Origin of the sequence: Klebsiella sp. A52 (genome assembly GCF_018388785.1) — a bacterium.
GTDB classification, from domain to species: domain Bacteria; phylum Pseudomonadota; class Gammaproteobacteria; order Enterobacterales; family Enterobacteriaceae; genus Klebsiella; species Klebsiella aerogenes.
Map to the genome: position 1 here is coordinate 4759326 of NZ_CP074437.1, position 19444 is coordinate 4778769.

Below are 19444 nucleotides of genomic sequence, written 5' to 3' on the forward strand. Positions count from 1 at the left end.
CCTGGAGCGAAACAGCTGCAAGCCGATAACAGTATCTACCAACTTTGCTACCGCCGTGCTCGTCCCCTACCCCTTTATCTTCGGATCCAAGGCATCGCGCAGGCCGTCGCCCAATAGATTAAACGCGAGCACCGTCAGGAAAATGGCGATCGCCGGGAATAACGCCACATGCGGCGCCATCACCATATCCGCGCGCGCTTCATTCAGCATCGCCCCCCACTCCGGCGTCGGCGGCTGCGCGCCAAGGCCAAGGAACGACAGGCTGGCGGCGGAGATAATCGACACGCCGATGCGCATGGTAAAATAGACCACGATCGACGATACCGTACCGGGCAAAATATGGTTGAACAGAATGGTCGTATCGCTGGCGCCGATACTGCGCGCCGACTCAATAAACGTCTGCTGCTTCAGCACCAGCGTATTGCCGCGCACCAGGCGGGCGAACGCCGGAATTGAAAAAATCGCCACCGCGATAATCACGTTGGCCATCCCGCTGCCCATCACCGCCACCACCGCAATCGCCAGCAGAATGCCGGGGAAGGCAAACAGCACGTCGCAGATGCGCATGGTGATGCGGTCCCACCAGCCTTCGTAGTACCCGGCCAGCAGGCCGAGCACGGTGCCAATCAGCGCGCCAATCAGCACCGCCAGTACCCCGGCGGCCAGCGAAATCTGCGCGCCGACCAGCACCCGGCTGAAAATATCGCGCCCCAGCGAATCGACGCCGAACCAGTGCACCATTGACGGCCCTTCGTTCAGGCGGTCGTAATCGAAATAGTTTTCCGCGTCATACGGCGCTATCCACGGCGCGATAATCGCGACGACAATCAGCAGCAGCACAAATATCCCCGCCGTCATCGCCACCGGCTGGCGACGAAAACGCCGCCAGAACTCATGCCACGGCGTGCGGATCTGTCCGGGCTTAACGCCCGGCATGGCGTTGATAACCGCTTCCCTTCTCCAGTTGAGCAATCGCACCTTATTTGTACCTGATAGCCGGGTTAATGGCGGCATACAACACGTCCACCACTAAGTTGATAAGAATGAACTCCAGCGAAAATAGCAGCACTTCCGCTTGAATCACCGGGTAGTCGCGCATCTCCACGGAATCGACCAGCAGTCGCCCAAGCCCCGGCCAGTTGAAGACCTTCTCCACCACAATGGAGCCACCGAGCAGAAAACCGAACTGCAGACCCATCATGGTCACTACCGGGATCATCGCGTTGCGCAGACCATGCTTCAACACCACCAGCGTTTCGCTTACCCCTTTAGCCCGCGCGGTACGCATGTAATCCTCATGCAGCACGTCAACGAACGACGCGCGGGTAAAGCGCGCCATCACCGATGCCACCGCGGCGCCAAGGGTCAACGATGGCAGAATATAGTGCCGCCAGCTGTCGGCGCCGACCGTCGGCAGCCAGCCCAGCTCAACGGAAAAGACCTGCATCAGCAGCATGCCGAGAGCGAACGCCGGGAAGGAGATACCGGTTACCGCCAGCGCCATCCCCAGCCGATCCGGCCAGCGATTGCGCCACACCGCCGCGGCGATGCCCGCCGCCATGCCGAACAGCACCGCCCAGCTCATGCTGGCAAGCGTCAGCCACAGCGTCGGCATGAAGCGGCTGGCGATTTCGCTGGTCACCGGGCGGCGCGAAGCCATCGAGATACCGAAATCACCCTGCAATACATTGGTGATGTAGTGCCAGAACTGCACGTACAACGGCTGATCGAGCCCCAGCTGTTGGCGTACCATCGCCACCACCTGCGCATCGGCTTCCGGCCCGGCGATCAACCGCGCCGGATCGCCCGGCAGCATATGCACAAACAGGAACACCAGCACGGCGACGATAAACAGCGTCGGAATGAGCCCCAGCAGGCGCTTCAGAACGTAATTCAGCATCGTCCCCTCCCATTTCGGCAGAGGGAACGCGTGAGCATAAGCACTATCACTGCGTCAGATCCGCCTGCTCGAAGCTAAAACCGGTATCCGGCTGAATATAAAACCCGGTCAGGTTTTTGCTATGCGCCGACACCAACTTTTCTACCACCAGCGGCACCCACGGCGCCTCTTTCCAGATAATGTCCTGCGCATCTTTATAGAGTTTGGTCTTCTGTTGCGCATCGGTCGTTTTCAGCGCCTCGCTCAGGTCTTTATCGACCTGCGGGTTGCTGTAAAACGCGGTGTTAAACAGGGTCGGCGGCCAGTTTTGTGAGGCGAAAAGCGGCGACAGCGCCCAGTCGGCTTCGCCAGTCGACGCTGACCAGCCGGTGTAGAACATCCGCACCCCGCTCTCTTTCTGCCCCTTGCCTTCAACCTGCGCCGCACGCTGTCCGGCATCCATCGCCGTCACCTGCGCTTTAATACCCACCTGCGCCAGCTGCTGCTGGGTAAACTGCAGCACCTTCTGCGCGGTGCTGTGATTATGCGATGACCACAACGTAGTGCTGAAGCCGTTAGGGAAACCGGCTTCTTTCAGCAACTGACGGGCTTTCGCCGGGTCGTAAGGCCATGCGCTGTAGGTCTGGGCGTAAGCTATAGAAGGCGGGACGACGCCGGTCGCCGGGGTGGCGTATCCGGCAAACGCGACCTTAACCAGCGCCTGACGGTTAATCGCATAGTTAATGGCTTCCCGCACCTTCGGATTATCGAACGGCTTCTGCGTTACGTTCATGCTGATATAGCGCTGCATAATCGACGGGCTGGCCACCAGTTCCAGCTTGCTGTTTTTCGCCAGCAGCGGCGCCTGCTCGTAAGGGATCGGGAAGGCGAACTGCGCCTCGCCGGTCTGCAGCATCGCCGCACGGGTGTTATTATCGACCACCGGGCGCCAGGTAATGGAATCCAGCTTCGGCAGCCCCGGCTGCCAGTAACCGTCAAACTTGCTGACCTTGACGAAATCGGTCTGATTCCAGGTGTCAAGCTTATACGGCCCGGTACCTACCGGGTGGAAGCCGATCTCCTTGCCATATTTTTTCAGCGCCGCTGGCGAAATCATCGCCGTCGCCGGATGGGCAAGGATATTGATAAACGCCGAGAACGGTTGTTTGAGCGTGATTTTGACCGTCGTCGGATCCACCGCCTCGGTGCTGGCGATATTCTTGTACAGGTTATAGCGTTTGAGATGGTTATCCGGATTGCTGGCGCGGTCGAGATTCGCTTTCACCGCCTCGGCGTTAAAATCCGTGCCATCCTGGAATTTCACCCCGCTGTGCAGCTTAATGGTATACACCAGCCCATCAGCCGAAACGGTATAACTTTCCGCCAGCACGTTTTGCAGCTTCATCTCTTTATCAAGGCCGAACAGGCCTTGATAAAACGACTTCGCCACCGCCTGCGATAAGGTATCGTTCGCGTCATAGGGATCGAGGGTCGTGAAGTTGGAACCGACTGCGACTACCACATCTTTCGCGGCGAAGGCCGGCGTCGCCGCCAGCGTCGAGGCGATGCCAAGCGCCAGTAGCCATTTGCGTGTAACAGGTTGAGTCATGTTGTTATGCTCCTGCAAGAGTGCGTTAGGTTGTTATCGGCTCAGTACATCGGCGGGCTCGCGGGCGACATAATGTCCCGGCGCTACCAGCTGTAACGGCGCGCTGTCGATTTCTTCTCCCGGTTTATAGATATTCCCCGGCAACTCGTCAGAGAGCAATACGCGCTGCGGTTGACGATGCGCCGGGTCGGCGACCGGCACCGCCGCCATCAGTTTACGGGTGTAAGGATGCTGCGGGTTCTCAAACACGGCGCGACGCGGGCCAATCTCCACGATCCGCCCGCGATACATCACCGCTACGCGGTGGCTGATGCGCTCCACCACCGCCATGTCATGGGAAATAAACAGAAATGCGATGCCCATTTCACGCTGTAAATCGAGCAGCAGATTAATAATCTGCGCGCGAATCGACACGTCCAGCGCCGACACCGACTCATCGGCGATCACCACTTTCGGATTGAGCGCCAGCGCACGGGCGATACAGATACGCTGCCGCTGGCCGCCGGAGAACTCATGCGGATAACGCCACGCGTGTTCCGCCTCCAGCCCCACGCGCTGCAACAGCCAGCCGACGCGTTCGCGAGCCGCATCCCCTTCCAGCAAACCATGCACGCGCAGCGGCTCCATAATGGAATAACCGACCGTCTGCCGCGGATCGAGCGAGGCGTAAGGATCCTGAAAAATAAACTGAATATCGCGGCGCAGCGTCTGCAGTTTGCCGCCGGACAGCGCATCAATACGCTGGCCGTTAAAGGTGATGCTGCCGCCCTGCGCTTCCACCAGCCGCAGCAGCGCCCGCCCGGTAGTCGATTTACCGCAGCCTGATTCGCCGACCAGCGACAGCGTTTCGCCCGGCCACAGATCGAAACTCACTTTTTCCACCGCGTGTACTTCGCGGGTGACGCGGTTGAGAATACCGCCGCGGATCGGGAAACGCGCGACTAAATCGCGCACCTGTAAAATCGGTTTGCCGGCGACCACGGTATTCTGTTCCGGCTGCTGGGTCACACCGTCGTTGAGCAGCGGGAAGCGCCGCGGTAAATCGCTGCCGCGCATTGAGCCGAGCTTCGGCACCGCCGCCAGTAGCGCCCGGGTATAAGGGTGCTGCGGGGCGCGAAAAATATCGTCGATGCGCCCGCTTTCTACGGCTTCGCCGCGATACATCACCAGCACGCGATCGGCGATCTCCGCCACCACGCCCATATCGTGAGTGATAAACATCACCCCCATCGCCATCTCTTTTTGCAGCGCGGCGATAAGCTGCAGGATCTGCGCCTGAATCGTGACGTCCAGCGCGGTGGTGGGTTCATCGGCAATCAGTACCGCCGGGCGACACGATAACGCCATGGCGATCATCACCCGCTGGCGCATGCCGCCGGAAAGCTGATGCGGATAGCGTGAAAGCATCGCTGCCGCTTCCGGAATGCGCACCCGCTCGAGCATCTTTTTGGCTTCCCGCAGCGCCTCGTCACGCCGTAGCCCCTGATGGAGACGGATAGATTCGGCAATCTGTTCGCCGATGGTGAATACCGGGTTCAGCGAGGTCATCGGCTCCTGAAAAATCATCGCCACGTCCGCGCCGCGAACCTGACGCATCTGCCCCGCCGTTTGTGCATTAATATCAATCACCTGACGGTTGCGTCGACGTAGCAGCAACGCCTCGCTGCTGACCTCGCTGACCGCCTCGTCGAGCAGGCGCATCAGCGCCAGGGCGGTCACTGATTTTCCGGAACCGGACTCGCCGACGATAGCCAGCGTCTCGCCGCGGCGAAGGCTGAACGACAGGTTACGCACCGCGGAAACGCGCTGCCGCTGCTGGCTAAAGGCGACGTTAAGATCGCGTACCACCAGCACATCGTCTTCATCAATTTCATGACTTTGCGGCAAGCTCGCTTCTCCTTTTATTCGCGATAAATTCCAATCGTCGGCGTATCGCCCGCATAACACCACGCCCGGTACATACCTTCGCTATTGAAAGGCAGCACGACATTCCCCTCGCGGTCGATGGCGATAAGGCCCCCGCTGCCGCCCAACGCCGGCAGTTTTTCCTGCACCACCCGCTCGCAGGCCTCAAACAGGCTGAGGTTGCCGTACTCCATCAACGCTGAAATGTCGTAAGCGGCGAGTGTGCGCATGAAGACTTCGCCGGTGCCGGTGCAGGAGACCGCGACGCTGGCGTTATTGGCGTAGCAGCCCGCGCCCGGCAGCGGGCTGTCGCCGACGCGACCGGGCAGTTTATTGGTCATTCCGCCGGTGGAGGTCGCCGCCGCCAGATTACCGGCCAGGTCCAGCGCCACCGCGCCAACGGTCCCCATTTTGTGGCGTTCGTCGAGCGGCGCGGCATGGTGGTCGAGAATAATCTCGCCGCCCTCTTTCGCCTGCTGCAACTGCAGAAGCCGCTCGGTGGTAGAAAATAACTCGTTTTCAACCAGCGCCATCCCGCGCGAGGCGGCAAACTTTTCCGCCCCTTCGCCGATAAGCAGCACGTGCGGACTTTCTTCCAGCACCATACGCGCCGCCAGCACCGGGTTACGCAGATGCTTTACGCCCGCGACCGCGCCGGCCTGCAGGCTATAGCCATCCATCACGCAGGCATCCAGTTCGTGCGTTTGATCGTGGGTAAACACGGAACCTATTCCAGCGTTAAATAGCGGGCACTCTTCCAGCAGACGTACCGCTTCGGTCACCGCATCCAGTGCGCTGGCGCCTGCTGCCAGCATTTTTTGTCCGCTATCGACGATGGCCGACAGCGCGGCTACATACTCGCGTTCGCGCTCCGGCGACATCTGCGCTCGGCTAATTGCGCCGGCGCCGCCGTGGATTGCTATTACCGCCTTACCCATTCGATCTTTCCTTTGCCATAAACTCTATAGATATCATTATACTGACTAACCTTTTATACATTTTTTGAATATAGAAAGAGCATCCGGTGATGTAAAGCCTCGTACCGCAGTGGCATACAGTCGCCGGCGCTTTTCTGCCATAATAGGCGTTTTCGACGTTTTGCCAGCAGGAGTAACCCATGGATTTTACCGCCGGACTGATGCCGCTCGACACAGCCCTGACTCAGATGCTCGACCGTATTTCGCCGCTGCAGGCCACGGAGACCCTGCCGCTGCTGCAGGCCTTTTCGCGCGTGACCGCCCATGATGTCGTTTCGCCGCTGGACGTACCCGGTTTTGATAATTCGGCGATGGACGGCTATGCCGTGCGCCTGGCCGATGTCGCCGACGGCGCGGCGCTGCCGGTTGCCGGTAAGGCCTTTGCCGGCCAACCGTTCCACGATACCTGGCCGGCGGGCACCTGTATCCGCATCATGACCGGCGCGCCGGTGCCTGAAGGCTGCGACGCCGTGGTTATGCAGGAAGAAACGGAACAAAGCGATGCGGGCGTGCGCTTCATCGCGCCGGTGAAAGCCGGGCAAAATATACGCCGTCGCGGCGAAGATATCGCCAACGGCGCGGTAGTATTCCCGGCAGGGACTCGTCTTACCGTTGCGGAACTGCCGGTGCTGGCGTCGCTGGGCATAGCTGAAGTTGAGGTGCTGCGTAAAGTGCGCGTCGCGGTCTTCTCGACCGGCGATGAGCTCCAGCTGCCAGGCCAACCGCTCGGCGACGGCCAGATCTATGATACCAACCGCCTGGCGGTACATTTGATGCTCGAACAGCTGGGCTGCGAGGTGATCAACCTCGGTATTATTCCTGACGATCCGGCGAAACTGCGCGACGCCTTTATCGCCGCCGACCAGCAGGCAGATGTAGTGATCAGTTCCGGCGGCGTCTCCGTGGGCGAAGCCGATTACACCAAAACCATCCTAGAAGAACTGGGCGAGATCGGCTTCTGGAAGCTGGCGATTAAGCCGGGTAAACCGTTCGCCTTCGGTAAGCTCAGCAACAGCTGGTTCTGCGGCCTGCCGGGCAACCCGGTTTCCGCCACCTTAACCTTCTATCAACTGGTTCAGCCGCTGCTGGCCAAGCTCTCCGGCAACCGCGGCCAAACCCAGCCGATGCGTCTGCGCGTGCGCGCCGCCAGCCGGTTGAAAAAATCGCCGGGCCGCCTCGACTTCCAGCGCGGCGTGCTGCAGCGCAATCCGGAAGGCGAACTGGTGGTGAGCACCACCGGGCATCAGGGTTCGCACATTTTCAGCTCATTCAGCCTCGGTAACTGCTTTGTCGTACTGGAGCGCGAACGCGGCAACGTCGAAGCGGGCGAATGGGTCGAAGTCGAGCCCTTTAATCATCTCTTTGGGGGGCTGTAATGGCCGTTGAGCTGAGCGACGAGGAGATGCTGCGCTATAACCGGCAGATCGTGCTGCGGGGGTTTGATTTCGACGGTCAGGAGCGGCTAAAAGCCGCTCGCGTACTGGTCGTCGGCCTCGGCGGGCTCGGCTGTGCCGCCGCTCAATATCTGGCGGCGGCCGGGGTGGGTCAGCTCACGCTCGTCGATTTCGATACCGTTTCGTTATCCAATCTACAACGCCAGACGCTGCACAGCGACGCGACCATCGGCCAGCCGAAGGTCGATTCCGCCCGCGATGCGCTGGCGCGCATTAACCCGCACGTTCGACTGGTCGCCATCAATGCAATGCTGGATGACGCGGCGCTGGCAACGCAGATTGCCGATCACCATCTGGTACTGGACTGTACCGACAACGTTGCTATTCGCAATCAGCTTAACGCCGGCTGCTTCCAGCACAAAACCCCGCTGGTCTCCGGCGCGGCGATTCGTATGGAAGGGCAAATCAGCGTCTTTACCTATCAGGACGGCGAGCCATGCTATCGCTGCCTGAGCCGCCTGTTCGGCGAAAACGCCCTCACCTGCGTCGAAGCCGGGGTGATGGCGCCGCTGGTCGGCACTATCGGTTCGCTGCAGGCCATGGAGGCGATTAAACTGTTGACCGGTTACGGCACCCCCGCCAGGGGAAAAATCGTGATGTATGACGCGATGACCTGCCAGTTTCGCGAAATGAAGCTGATGCGCCACCCCCAATGCGAGGTGTGTGGTTCACGCTAATTCCAGCCGCCGGCGAGGCAGGTCGCCGGTTATTTTGTGAACCACGCCGTTCTTTTTCTCCCCCTCTCTACTACCCACTCTGATTGTTGATTTGCGTCAATATAACTTTCATTCGAAAGTTATTTAATCTTCATATGCAAATAAGAGGGTAAATCATGATCTTCAACATCCAGCGCTACTCCACCCATGACGGCCCGGGGATCCGTACCGTCGTATTCCTTAAAGGCTGTTCGCTGGGCTGCCGTTGGTGTCAGAACCCGGAAAGCCGCGCCCGCAGCGAAGACCTGCTGTACGACGCGCGGCTGTGTCTTGACGGCTGCGAGCTGTGTCAGCAGGCGGCGCCGGAGGTGATTACCCGTACTCTGGACGGCCTGATTATCCATCGGCAAAACGTCAACGACGACCATATCGCCGCGCTACGCGACTGCTGCCCCACTACCGCGCTGACGGTCTGCGGCGAGGAAAAAAGCGTGGCGGAAATTATGGCGACGGTGCTGCGTGATAAACCATTTTACGATCGCAGCGGCGGCGGCATCACCCTTTCCGGCGGCGAGCCCTTTATGAACCCGACGCTGGCGCAGGCGCTGTTCGAAGCCAGCCATCAGGCGGGCATTCACACCGCCGTGGAAACCTGCCTGCACGTACCGTGGAAGTACATTGAACCCTCTTTACCGTTTGTCGATCTGTTTCTGGCCGACCTGAAGCACGTCGATGACGCCGTCTTCCAGCAGTGGACCGACGGCAGCGCCCGCCGGGTGCTGGATAACCTGCAGCGCCTGGCGCAGGCAGGGAAAAAAATCATCATTCGCGTCCCATTAATTCAGGGGTTTAACGCCAGCGAAGCCGATATTACCGCGATTACCGATTTTGCCGCCGACCGTCTTCAGGTCAGCGAAATCCATTTCCTGCCGTACCACACGCTGGGAATGAATAAATACCAACTACTCAGTCAGCCCTATACCGCACCGGACAAACCGCTGGCCGCTCCTGAGCTGCTGGCCTTTGCGCAGCAGTACGCGCAAAGCAAAGGTTTAACGGCGACCCTACGAGGATAACTTATGACCACCTTAAAACTGGATACTCTGAGCGCCCGCATTCAGGCGCATAAAATGGCGCTGGTGCATATCGTTAAGCCGCCGGTTTGTACCGAGCGCGCCCAACACTATACCGCCGCCTATCAGCAACATCTCGATAAACCGATCCCGGTACGTCGCGCGCTGGCGCTGGCTCATCACCTGGCGGAACGCACTATCTGGATCAAGCACGATGAGCTGATCGTCGGCAACCAGGCCAGCGAAGTTCGCGCCGCGCCGATTTTCCCGGAATATACCGTCAGCTGGATTGAGAAAGAGATCGACGATCTCGCCGACCGTCCGGGCGCCGGCTTCTCGGTCAGCGAAGAGAATAAGCGCGTATTACATGAAGTGTGCCCATGGTGGCGCGGGCAGACCGTTCAGGACCGTTGCTACGGCATGTTTACCGATGAACAAAAAGCGCTGCTCGCTACCGGTATTATCAAAGCCGAAGGTAACATGACTTCCGGCGATGCCCACCTGGCGGTCAACTATCCGCTGCTGCTGGAAAAAGGGCTCGACGGCATGCGCGCGAAGGTCGCTGAACGCCGCTCGCGTATTAATCTGACGGTGCTGGAAGATCTGCACGGCGAACAGTTCCTGAAGGCGATCGATATCGTGCTCGCGGCAGTGAGCGAACACTGCAAACGCTTCGCTACGCTGGCGCGCGACATGGCGGCACAGGAGCCGCGCGAACTGCGCCGCGACGAGCTGCTGGCGATCGCCGAAAACTGTGAAATTATCGCCCACGAGCCGCCGAAAACCTTCTGGCAGGCGCTGCAGCTCTGCTACTTCATTCAGTTGATCCTGCAGATTGAATCCAACGGCCACTCGGTCTCTTTTGGCCGCATGGACCAGTACCTCTATCCATACTACCGCCGCGACGTTGAACTGCAGCCATCGTTGGATCGCGAACAGGCCATTGAGCTGCTGCATTGCTGCTGGCTGAAGCTGCTGGAGGTCAACAAAATTCGCTCAGGCTCGCATTCCAAAGCTTCCGCTGGTAGCCCGCTGTACCAGAACGTCACCATCGGCGGGCAAAATCTGGTCGACGGTCAACCGCAGGACGCCGTCAACCCGCTGTCGTACGCGATCCTCGAATCCTGCGGCCGCCTGCGCTCTACCCAACCGAACCTCAGCGTGCGTTACCACGCCGGGATGAGCAACGACTTCCTCGACGCCTGCGTTCAGGTGATCCGCTGCGGTTTCGGCATGCCGGCGTTTAATAACGATGAAATCGTCATCCCGGAATTTATCAAGCTCGGCATTGAGCCGCAGGACGCCTACGATTACGCCGCTATCGGCTGTATCGAAACCGCGGTCGGCGGCAAATGGGGCTATCGCTGCACCGGCATGAGCTTTATTAACTTCGCGCGGGTGATGCTAGCGACGCTGGAAGGCGGCCGCGATGCCACCAGCGGCCAGGTATTCCTTGCCCAGCAACATGCGCTATCGAAAGGTAACTTCGCTAACTTCGACCAGGTGCTGGAAGACTGGGACACCCAGATCCGCTACTACACCCGTAAATCCATCGAGATTGAGTACGTTGTCGATACCATGCTGGAAGAGAACGTCCACGATATTCTTTGCTCAGCATTAGTCGATGACTGCATCGAACGGGCGAAAAGCATCAAGCAAGGCGGCGCGAAATATGACTGGGTTTCCGGCCTGCAGGTCGGGATTGCCAACCTCGGCAACAGCCTGGCGGCGGTGAAAAAACTGGTCTTCGATCAGGGCGTCATCGGCCAGCAGGAGCTGGCGAAGGCGCTGGCGGAAGATTTTGCCGGCCTGACCCACGAGCAGTTACGTCAGCGCTTGATCAACGGCGCGCCGAAGTACGGTAACGACGACGACAGCGTCGACATTCTGCTGGCCCGCGCCTATCAGACCTATATCGACGAGCTGAAGCAGTACCATAACCCGCGTTACGGCCGCGGCCCGATTGGCGGTAACTATTACGCCGGTACGTCGTCTATCTCCGCTAACGTCCCGTTCGGCGCGCAGACCATGGCGACGCCGGATGGCCGCAAAGCGCACGCGCCGCTAGCGGAAGGGGCCAGCCCGGCCTCCGGTACCGATCACCTGGGGCCAACGGCGGTTATCAGTTCGGTAGGTAAATTGCCGACCGGCGCGATCCTCGGCGGCGTGCTGCTCAACCAGAAGCTGAATCCTGCCACGCTGGAGAACGAGTCTGATAAGCAGAAGCTGATGGTGCTGCTGCGCACCTTCTTCGAGGTGCATAAAGGCTGGCATATCCAGTACAACATCGTGTCACGCGAAACGCTGCTGGAAGCCAAGAAACACCCTGACCAGTACCGCGATTTAGTGGTCCGCGTCGCCGGATACTCGGCGTTCTTCACCGCCCTGTCGCCGGATACCCAGGACGACATCATCGCCCGTACCGAGCATACGTTGTAAGGAAAATACCCGGCCGGCGCTGCGCTGAGCCGGGTTACTGCTTCCATGCCCGGTAGCTACGCTGACGGGCATGCTGATGAATAGGTAACTTTCATTCGAAATAAATTTGTGCTCCCCATCACATTGTAATTAGAATGTTACTGGTCGAAGTTAAGCCAGGAGCACCTCTTATGACCGTTAAAGTTATCGTCACCGATATGGACGGAACTTTTCTCAATGACGCCAAGCAGTATGACCGCCCGCGTTTCCTCGCGCAGTTTGCGCAGCTTAAACAGCAAGGTATTGAATTTGTTGTCGCCAGCGGCAACCAGTACTATCAGCTGATCTCATTTTTCCCGGAAATTCGCGAGCAGATTTCATTCGTCGCAGAAAACGGCGCTCTGGTTTACGAGCATGGCAAACAGTTGTTCCACGGCGAACTGACCCGTCACGAATCACAGGTAGTGATTGGCGAACTGCTGAAAGATCCGCAGCTCAACTTTGTCGCCTGCGGCCTGCAAAGCGCATACGTGAGCGAGAAAGCCCCGGACGCTTTTGTTGAGCTGATGTCGAAGCACTACCATCGTCTGCAGCGGGTAAGCGATTACCATCGCATCGACGATACGCTATTCAAATTCTCCCTCAACCTGCCTGATAGCGATATCCCACAGCTTATCGATAAATTGCACGTCTCGCTGGATGGGATCATGAAGCCGGTCACCAGCGGCTTTGGCTTTGTCGATTTGATTATCCCCGGCCTGCATAAAGCCAACGGCATCAGCCGCCTGCTCAAACGCTGGAACCTTTCGCCGCAGCAGTGCGTAGCAATTGGCGACAGCGGCAATGACGCCGAAATGTTAAAACTGGTGAAATATGCTTTTGCTATGGCCAACGCTGCCGACAGCATCAAAGCCATCGCCGGTTTCACCACCGATGACAATAACCACGACGGCGCGTTGAAGGTGATTCAGGCCGTTCTCGATAAGACCTCCCCTTTCAACGACTGATCCTGTGCCGGGGTATCCGCCCCGGCTTTTCCATTTTGTGCGCCGCTGCATAATTTTAAACTTGCATTAACTTTAATTTAACTTAAATTAACGTTTGTAAGATTTAATACTTTCGAATGAAAGATACAGCGAGGTAATTATGGCTGCTCTCCCTACCCACGAAACATTACCTGCCGACCATAAAGCGGCGATTTGCCAGATGAAACAGGCCCTACGCGCGCAAATCGGCGATGTTCAGGCAGTGTTCGATAAACTCTCGGCGCGTATCAGCGAGCGCCTGGACGAGATTAACGCCCTGAAAGCCGCAGGCCAGGAGGTCTGGCCGACGATCCCGTTTAGCGATATCGCCCAGGGTAAAGTGAGCGATGCGCAGCGCGAGGCGATTAAGCGCCGCGGTTGCGCGGTTATCAAAGGCCACTACCCGCGCGAACAGGCGCTGGCCTGGGATAACGCGATGCTGGAATACCTGGATCTGAACCATTTCGACGACGTTTACAAAGGGCCTGGCGACAGCTTCTTCGGCTCGCTGGAGGCTTCGCGCCCGGAGATCTATCCGATCTACTGGTCGCCCTCGCAAATGCAGGCGCGCCAGAGCGATGAAATGGCGGCGGTACAATCCTTCCTTAACCGCCTGTGGCGCTTCGAACAGGACGGCAAACGCTGGTTCGATCCGGATGTCAGCGTGATTTACCCTGACCGCATCCGCCGCCGCCCGCCGGGAACCACGTCAAAGGGGCTGGGCGCGCATACCGATTCCGGGGCGCTCGAGCGCTGGCTGCTTCCCGCCTATCAGCAGGTTTTCGCCAACGTCTTTAATGGCAATATCGACGCCTACGATCCGTGGGACGCGGCGCACCGTACCGAAGTGGAAGAGTACACCGTCGATAACACCACCAAATGTTCGGTGTTCCGCACCTTCCAGGGCTGGACGGCGCTGTCGGACATGATCCCCGGTCAAGGGCTACTGCACGTGGTGCCGATCCCGGAGGCGATGGCTTACGTACTGCTGCGTCCGCTGCTGGATGATGTGCCGGAAGATGAACTGTGCGGCGTCGCGCCGGGCAAGGTGTTGCCTATCTCTGAGCAATGGCATCCATTGCTCATCAAAGCGCTAAGCTCGATTCCCGCGCTGAATGCCGGTGATTCTGTCTGGTGGCACTGCGATGTCATTCACTCGGTCGCGCCGGTGGAAAATCAACAGGGCTGGGGCAACGTCATGTACATCCCGGCCGCGCCGATGTGCGAGAAGAATCTCGCCTATGCGCAGAAGGTAAAAATCGCGCTGGAAAAAGGCGCCTCGCCGGGGGATTTTCCGCGTGAAGATTACGAATGCGACTGGCAGGCGCGCTTCACCGTTGCCGATCTTAACGATCACGGCAAACGCGCATTGGGCATGAAGATCTAATCATCATACAGACCTTGCTGTTCTACGGCGGTATGGCTCTTGCCAGGCCGGATCCGCCGCACCGAATCGCGTACCACCAGGGCGCCGTGCAGCAGCAGCGAGCCGTGCGGCGCTTCCGGGCGCAGCAGACGCTGCTGCAAAAGATGCACCGCCTCGCTGCCGAGCTCATCCCGCGGCACATGAATCGCCGTTAGCGGCACGTCCTGTATCGCCGCCAGATTAAAACCGTCGATACTCATCACCGAGACATCCTGCGGCACCCGCAAGCCTCGTTTTTGCAGCGCGCTGACGGTACCGGCGGCCATAAAATCGCCGCCCACCAGGAACGCCGTCGGTATCGGGCGCCCCTGTAAAGCGTCGAGCCAGGCCCCGACCTGCTCTTCCGTTTCTCTGGCGCTAAAATTAGCGACGCTAATCAGGTCGCGGCTACTGGTAAACCGCAGGTTACGCGCGCGCCATGCCTCTTTAATCCCCACCAGCCGTAGCTCCATGGTATAGCGGCGCAGGCACATCACGTTCATTACCGCCTGATGACCCATATCAAACAGATAACGAGCGGCGCACTGGCCAATCAGCCGATGGTCAGGCGCAATGGAGGGGAGACGCATTCCCTCATCCCGGCAGTTGATTAATACACAAGGTTTGCCAAGATCCGCCGCCAGCGCGTGGATATGCCGATCGTCGATCCCCAGCAATACCGCCGCCTGGGTATCGGTCTCGTTCATGCGGGCCAGAAACAGATTGGCGTCGCTGTCGTTTTCTTCCAGCGCGCAATAGCGCAGACGCACTTCATGCGGCGCCAGCGCGTTATTGATACTCTGGATGACGCGGTAGTAGAAGATATCTGAGCGTTCGTCGAAGGCCCGCTGCGGCGCAAAAATCAGCAGATTATTCAACAGTAGCCGCCCGGCGGCCAATCCCTGCATCACCCCCAGCTCGCGGGCGCAGGCCAATACCGCCTGACGGGCCTTTTCGCTGGTATTCGCTTTTCCGGCTAAGACGCGCGAAACCGTACTGGCTGACAGCCCGGTGCGGGCGGCAATTTCGGCGACTCGCAGCTTTTTATCCATTCTGTGATCCAGCTCCAATTCAAAAATGAAAGAATTTTCATAGTCGCCAAACCCTGACCAACAAGCAAATACTCCGGCAAATTATGAGAACTCCGTCATCTCATGAAAAATTTTGCATAAATAGCGCTACTGCCCGCCGCCTTTCTCCCTTATTTTGAATTGGTCCAATATCTTCCATACTAGTTATACCAATAGATATTGAAATAAAAACAAATAATTCAAATGGTTAGAACTATTACGTGACGACTCAGCGGCTGAAGCGTCACTTCCCCCTACAACGTCTTGTGGAGAGTTCTATGAGTCAAGGCCTCAACAATGATATGGCAGTCAGCAAAACGCGTCGGGTGGTGAAAAACCTGCGCTGGTGGGTGCTGGTGCTGTTTTTACTTGGCGTCACCGTCAACTACATCACACGCAACTCGCTGGGGATTATTGCCCCGGAACTGAAAGCCACTCTCGGTATTACCACCGAGCAATATTCGTGGATCGTCGGCGCATTTCAGCTGGCTTATACCATCTTTCAACCGCTGTGCGGCTGGCTTATCGACGTCATCGGGCTCAAGCTGGGCTTTATGGTTTGCGCCACATTGTGGGCGGTAGCCTGTATCGCGCACGCCGGAGCAGGCAGCTGGCTGCATCTGGCTATTTTACGCTTCTTTATGGGCGGCGCGGAGGCGGCCGCCACCCCGGCTAACGCTAAAACCATCGGCGAGTGGTTCCCGAAATCCGAACGGCCGATCGCCGCCGGCTGGGCTGGCGTCGGCTTTTCTATCGGCGCAATGCTGGCGCCGCCTATCATCTATTTCGCCCACGCTTCCTTCGGCTGGCAGGGCGCGTTTATGTTTACCGGCGTGCTGGCGCTGCTGTGGGTCGTGCTGTGGTGGGCGTTCTATCAGAGCCCGGAAAAACACCCGAATCTCAGCCAAAGCGAGCTGGAGTACATCAAGCAGGATAACGAAGCGCCGCCGGTGAAGCTGCCCTTTTTTACCGCGCTAAAAACCGTCTCGAAGAACAAACGTTTCTACGGTATCGCCATCCCCGCTTTTATGGCCGAGCCCGCCTGGGCGGTGCTGAGCTTCTGGGTGCCGCTGTACCTGGCGAAAGAGCACGGTATGGATCTTAAACAGATAGCGATGTTCGCCTGGCTGCCGTTCCTCGCCGCCGATCTTGGCAGCGTGGTCAGCGGCTACCTCACCCGCCTGTACGTCCGCTGGTTCGGCTGTACGCGAGTCAACTCGGTCATCGCCAGTTCCGTTACCGGCGCGTTTCTGATGATCTCGCTGGCGCTGGTCGCTATTACCCGCGATCCCTATATCACCATCATCCTGATCTCCATTGGCGGTTTCGGCCACCAGATCATCTCCTGCATGCTCAGCGCGCTGGTGGTGGAGTCTTTCGACAAGGGACAAATGGCGACGGTCAACGGTATGCGCGGTTCCGCGGCATGGATCGCCAGCTTCCTGTTCTCATTATTAATCGGGGTGACCGCCGACAAAATCGGCTTCAACCCGCTGTTTATCGCCATGGGGTTCTTTGACCTGATTGGCGCCGTTTTCCTGGTGGCATTTATTGCTGAACGTCGCGCCAAGCGCGCCTGAGAGTGGATGTAAAATATGAAGACGTTGAAACACTGGAGTTTGCACCAACAGCTGGAGCATCACGTTGAATTGACCGTTGATGGTCAGCACACTTTGTGTCTGTACGTGCTGGAAGAGAATTTATTCCGCGTCCTGCTGAAGCGTCAGGGCCAATTAGCGCTGGACCGCACCTGGAGTATCGCCCCGCAGCAGGATGTGCCGTGGGAAGGCCGCGCGCGGGATGACCTCAGCGGTTTTAGCCTCCCGGCCTGGCAGATGACCAAAGAAGATGACGCGCTGACCATCGCCACCAGCCAGCTGCGCGTCACCGTCCACCAGCCGCTTTGGCTGGAGTGGAGCTATCGCGACGACGCCGGCGAGTGGCAGACGCTCGCCAATGACCGCCCAACCAGCGCCTATCTGGCAAATGCCCACGGGGATGGCGTCGCCCATTATCTCAGCCGTCGTAAAGATGAGCGTTTCTATGGTCTGGGTGAAAAGGCCGGCGACCTGCAGCGTAACGGTAAGCGCTACGAAATGCGTAACCTCGATGCTATGGGCTACAACGCCGTCAGCACAGACCCGCTGTATAAACATATTCCGTTTACCATCACGCAGCGCAGCGATATCAGCTACGGCCTGTTCTATGACAACCTGAGCAGCTGCTGGCTGGATCTGGGTAACGAAATCGACAACTACCACACCGCCTATCGCCGCTGGCAGGCGGAAGCCGGCGACATCGATTATTACCTGTTTACCGGTAAGCAAGTGCTGGATGTGACCAAGGCGTTCGTCCGTCTGACCGGTAAAACCCTCTTTGGGCCAAAATGGAGCCTCGGCTACAGCGGCTCAACGATGCACTATACTGACGCGCCGGATGCGCAAAATCAGCTGATGAATTTTATCCGCCTGTGCGAGCAGCACGCGATCCCCTGTGATTCGTTCCAGCTCTCTTCCGGCTATACCTCAATCAACGGCAAGCGCTACGTCTTTAACTGGAACTACGACAAGGTGCCGCAGCCAAAAGTGATGAGCCGGTCGTTCCACGATGCCGGGCTGAAACTGGCTGCCAATATCAAACCGTGCCTGCTGCAGGATCACCCGCGCTATGGCGAAGTGGCGGAACGCGGCCTGTTTATTCGCGATTCGCAAACCGATACGCCGGAGCGCTCCAGCTTCTGGGACGATGAAGGTTCGCATCTCGACTTCACCAACCCGCACACCGTGGCCTGGTGGCAGGAAGGCGTAACCACCCAGCTACTGGAGATGGGTATCGATTCGACCTGGAACGATAATAACGAATATGAGGTATGGGACGGCGAAGCCCGCTGCTACGGTTTTGGCCGCGAAATCGCCATTAAGCATATTCGTCCGGTGATGCCGCTATTGATGATGCGCGCCTCGCTGGAAGCGCAGCAGCGCTTTGCGCCGCAAAAGCGCCCGTATCTGATCTCCCGCTCCGGCTGCGCCGGGATGCAGCGCTACGTACAGACCTGGAGCGGCGACAACCGCACCAACTGGGATACGCTGCGCTATAACACCCGTATGGGATTAGGGATGAGTCTCTCCGGGTTGTTTAACGTCGGCCATGACGTCGGCGGTTTCTCCGGCGATAAACCCGAGCCAGAACTGTTCGTTCGCTGGGTGCAAAACGGCGTGATGCATCCGCGCTTTACCATTCACTCGTGGAATGACGATCAGACGGTCAATGAACCCTGGATGTACCCGGAAATCACCCCGGCGATCCGCTCAGCCATCGAGCTGCGCTACCGTCTGCTGCCCTATTTGTACACCCTGTTATGGCAGGCGCATGCCGATGACGAACCCATGCTGCGCCCGACCTTCCTCGATCACCAGCACGATACCCAGACCTTCGCCGAGTGTGATGACTTCATGCTGGGGCGCGATCTGCTGGTAGCAAGCGTGGTCGAGCCCGGCGCCCGTCAGCGCCAGCTGTGGCTGCCCGATAATCAGGACGGCTGGTACGATTTTTACAGCCACCAGTGGTTTGCCGGCGGTCAGTGGGTAACGCTGGACGCGCCGCTGGAAAAACTGCCGCTGCTGGTCCGCGCCGGCGCCGGTCTGCCGCTCAGTGAACGTATCAGCCACGTCGATGCGCAAAAAGACGATCGTCGCGAACTGCAGTTGTTCCCGCTGAAAGGTACCGGCTCAACCCGCGGTCTGTTGTTTGAAGACGACGGCGAAAGCTGGGGCTATAAAGAGGGGGATGCGCTATGGCTGGAGTGGGAAATGACCTGCAGCGCCAACAGCATAAACCTGAATATCAATGCTCGCGGCAACTATCGCCCGGCTTGGAAAGCGCTGAAGCTGTCATTACCGGCGGGAGAAAAACGGCAACTGCTGGTGAATGGCGTCGAAGGAACGGAGTGGATGCTCTGACCAAGGCCCGCTGA

General features: G+C 58.5%; 14 protein-coding genes. 8 read left to right on the forward strand and 6 right to left on the reverse strand.

The annotated features are described in order from the left end of the window. Positions 1-66: 66 nt before the first annotated feature. From gsiD to iaaA, 5 genes are read right to left on the reverse strand one after another with little or no spacing between them, the layout of a single operon-like run. Complete coding sequence (gene gsiD / locus KGA69_RS22525; protein WP_045395003.1) at positions 67-978, reverse strand: glutathione ABC transporter permease GsiD; 912 nt, start codon at positions 976-978, stop codon at positions 67-69. Between the two features lies 1 nt (position 979). Next, positions 980-1900 carry a glutathione ABC transporter permease GsiC gene (gene gsiC / locus KGA69_RS22530; protein ID WP_047078243.1) on the reverse strand — a complete coding sequence of 307 codons (921 nt, stop codon included), beginning with the start codon at positions 1898-1900 and terminating at the stop codon, positions 980-982. A gap of 46 nt (positions 1901-1946) precedes the next feature. Next, positions 1947-3488, reverse strand: a complete 1542-nt coding sequence (gene gsiB, locus KGA69_RS22535) for a glutathione ABC transporter substrate-binding protein GsiB (RefSeq protein WP_213292675.1) — start codon at positions 3486-3488, stop codon at positions 1947-1949. A gap of 33 nt (positions 3489-3521) precedes the next feature. Continuing rightward, on the reverse strand, positions 3522-5375 hold the full coding sequence (gene gsiA, locus KGA69_RS22540) for a glutathione ABC transporter ATP-binding protein GsiA (RefSeq protein ID WP_213292676.1): 1854 nt from the start codon (positions 5373-5375) through the stop codon (positions 3522-3524). A gap of 14 nt (positions 5376-5389) precedes the next feature. Continuing rightward, the gene (gene iaaA, locus KGA69_RS22545; RefSeq protein WP_047049081.1) at positions 5390-6331 is read right to left on the reverse strand and encodes a beta-aspartyl-peptidase; all 942 of its coding nucleotides are present in this window, start codon (positions 6329-6331) and stop codon (positions 5390-5392) included. Positions 6332-6510: 179 nt separating this feature from the next. Between iaaA and moeA the strand changes: the two genes are divergently transcribed. From moeA to KGA69_RS22575, 6 genes are all read left to right on the forward strand, one after another. Further along, a complete protein-coding gene (gene moeA, locus KGA69_RS22550; protein ID WP_213292677.1) occupies positions 6511-7746 on the forward strand; it encodes a molybdopterin molybdotransferase MoeA in 1236 nt (411 codons plus the stop codon). Beyond that, positions 7746-8501, forward strand: a complete 756-nt coding sequence (gene moeB, locus KGA69_RS22555; RefSeq protein ID WP_047049086.1) for a molybdopterin-synthase adenylyltransferase MoeB — start codon at positions 7746-7748, stop codon at positions 8499-8501. The genes moeA and moeB overlap by 1 nt, the downstream gene beginning before the upstream one ends. A gap of 155 nt (positions 8502-8656) precedes the next feature. Then, positions 8657-9556, forward strand: coding sequence for a glycyl-radical enzyme activating protein (locus tag KGA69_RS22560; RefSeq protein ID WP_032711275.1), 900 nt, complete (start codon positions 8657-8659; stop codon positions 9554-9556). A gap of 3 nt (positions 9557-9559) precedes the next feature. Beyond that, positions 9560-11992, forward strand: a complete 2433-nt coding sequence (locus KGA69_RS22565; RefSeq protein ID WP_213292678.1) for a formate C-acetyltransferase/glycerol dehydratase family glycyl radical enzyme — start codon at positions 9560-9562, stop codon at positions 11990-11992. Between the two features lie 170 nt (positions 11993-12162). Beyond that, positions 12163-12978 carry a Cof-type HAD-IIB family hydrolase gene (locus tag KGA69_RS22570; RefSeq protein WP_213292679.1) on the forward strand — a complete coding sequence of 272 codons (816 nt, stop codon included), beginning with the start codon at positions 12163-12165 and terminating at the stop codon, positions 12976-12978. A gap of 139 nt (positions 12979-13117) precedes the next feature. Beyond that, positions 13118-14383: a DUF1479 domain-containing protein gene (locus tag KGA69_RS22575; RefSeq protein WP_213292680.1), complete on the forward strand. Its 1266-nt coding sequence runs from the start codon at positions 13118-13120 to the stop codon at positions 14381-14383. On the opposite strand, the gene KGA69_RS22580 is transcribed toward KGA69_RS22575, so the two are convergent. Next, positions 14380-15453, reverse strand: coding sequence for a LacI family DNA-binding transcriptional regulator (locus KGA69_RS22580; protein ID WP_045395021.1), 1074 nt, complete (start codon positions 15451-15453; stop codon positions 14380-14382). The two genes, KGA69_RS22575 and KGA69_RS22580, sit on opposite strands and share 4 nt — an antisense overlap. 296 nt (positions 15454-15749) lie before the next feature. Between KGA69_RS22580 and KGA69_RS22585 the strand changes: the two genes are divergently transcribed. Both KGA69_RS22585 and KGA69_RS22590 read left to right on the forward strand, forming a co-directional pair. After that, positions 15750-17051 carry an MFS transporter gene (locus KGA69_RS22585; protein WP_045374148.1) on the forward strand — a complete coding sequence of 434 codons (1302 nt, stop codon included), beginning with the start codon at positions 15750-15752 and terminating at the stop codon, positions 17049-17051. 15 nt (positions 17052-17066) lie between these two features. Further along, positions 17067-19430, forward strand: a complete 2364-nt coding sequence (locus tag KGA69_RS22590) for a glycoside hydrolase family 31 protein (RefSeq protein ID WP_045395023.1) — start codon at positions 17067-17069, stop codon at positions 19428-19430. Positions 19431-19444 lie beyond the last annotated feature (14 nt).

What these genes read in the sequence shown, in the direction of transcription:
- gsiC (WP_047078243.1), bottom strand. Translation starts at nt 1,900, where the DNA reads ATGCTGAATTACGTTCTGAAGCGCCTGCTGGGGCTCATTCCGACGCTG.
- gsiB (WP_213292675.1), bottom strand. Translation starts at nt 3,488, where the DNA reads ATGACTCAACCTGTTACACGCAAATGGCTACTGGCGCTTGGCATCGCC.
- iaaA (WP_047049081.1), bottom strand. Translation starts at nt 6,331, where the DNA reads ATGGGTAAGGCGGTAATAGCAATCCACGGCGGCGCCGGCGCAATTAGC.
- moeA (WP_213292677.1), top strand. Translation starts at nt 6,511, where the DNA reads ATGGATTTTACCGCCGGACTGATGCCGCTCGACACAGCCCTGACTCAG.
- moeB (WP_047049086.1), top strand. Translation starts at nt 7,746, where the DNA reads ATGGCCGTTGAGCTGAGCGACGAGGAGATGCTGCGCTATAACCGGCAG.
- KGA69_RS22560 (WP_032711275.1), top strand. Translation starts at nt 8,657, where the DNA reads ATGATCTTCAACATCCAGCGCTACTCCACCCATGACGGCCCGGGGATC.
- KGA69_RS22565 (WP_213292678.1), top strand. Translation starts at nt 9,560, where the DNA reads ATGACCACCTTAAAACTGGATACTCTGAGCGCCCGCATTCAGGCGCAT.
- KGA69_RS22570 (WP_213292679.1), top strand. Translation starts at nt 12,163, where the DNA reads ATGACCGTTAAAGTTATCGTCACCGATATGGACGGAACTTTTCTCAAT.
- KGA69_RS22575 (WP_213292680.1), top strand. Translation starts at nt 13,118, where the DNA reads ATGGCTGCTCTCCCTACCCACGAAACATTACCTGCCGACCATAAAGCG.
- KGA69_RS22580 (WP_045395021.1), bottom strand. Translation starts at nt 15,453, where the DNA reads ATGGATAAAAAGCTGCGAGTCGCCGAAATTGCCGCCCGCACCGGGCTG.
- KGA69_RS22585 (WP_045374148.1), top strand. Translation starts at nt 15,750, where the DNA reads ATGAGTCAAGGCCTCAACAATGATATGGCAGTCAGCAAAACGCGTCGG.
- KGA69_RS22590 (WP_045395023.1), top strand. Translation starts at nt 17,067, where the DNA reads ATGAAGACGTTGAAACACTGGAGTTTGCACCAACAGCTGGAGCATCAC.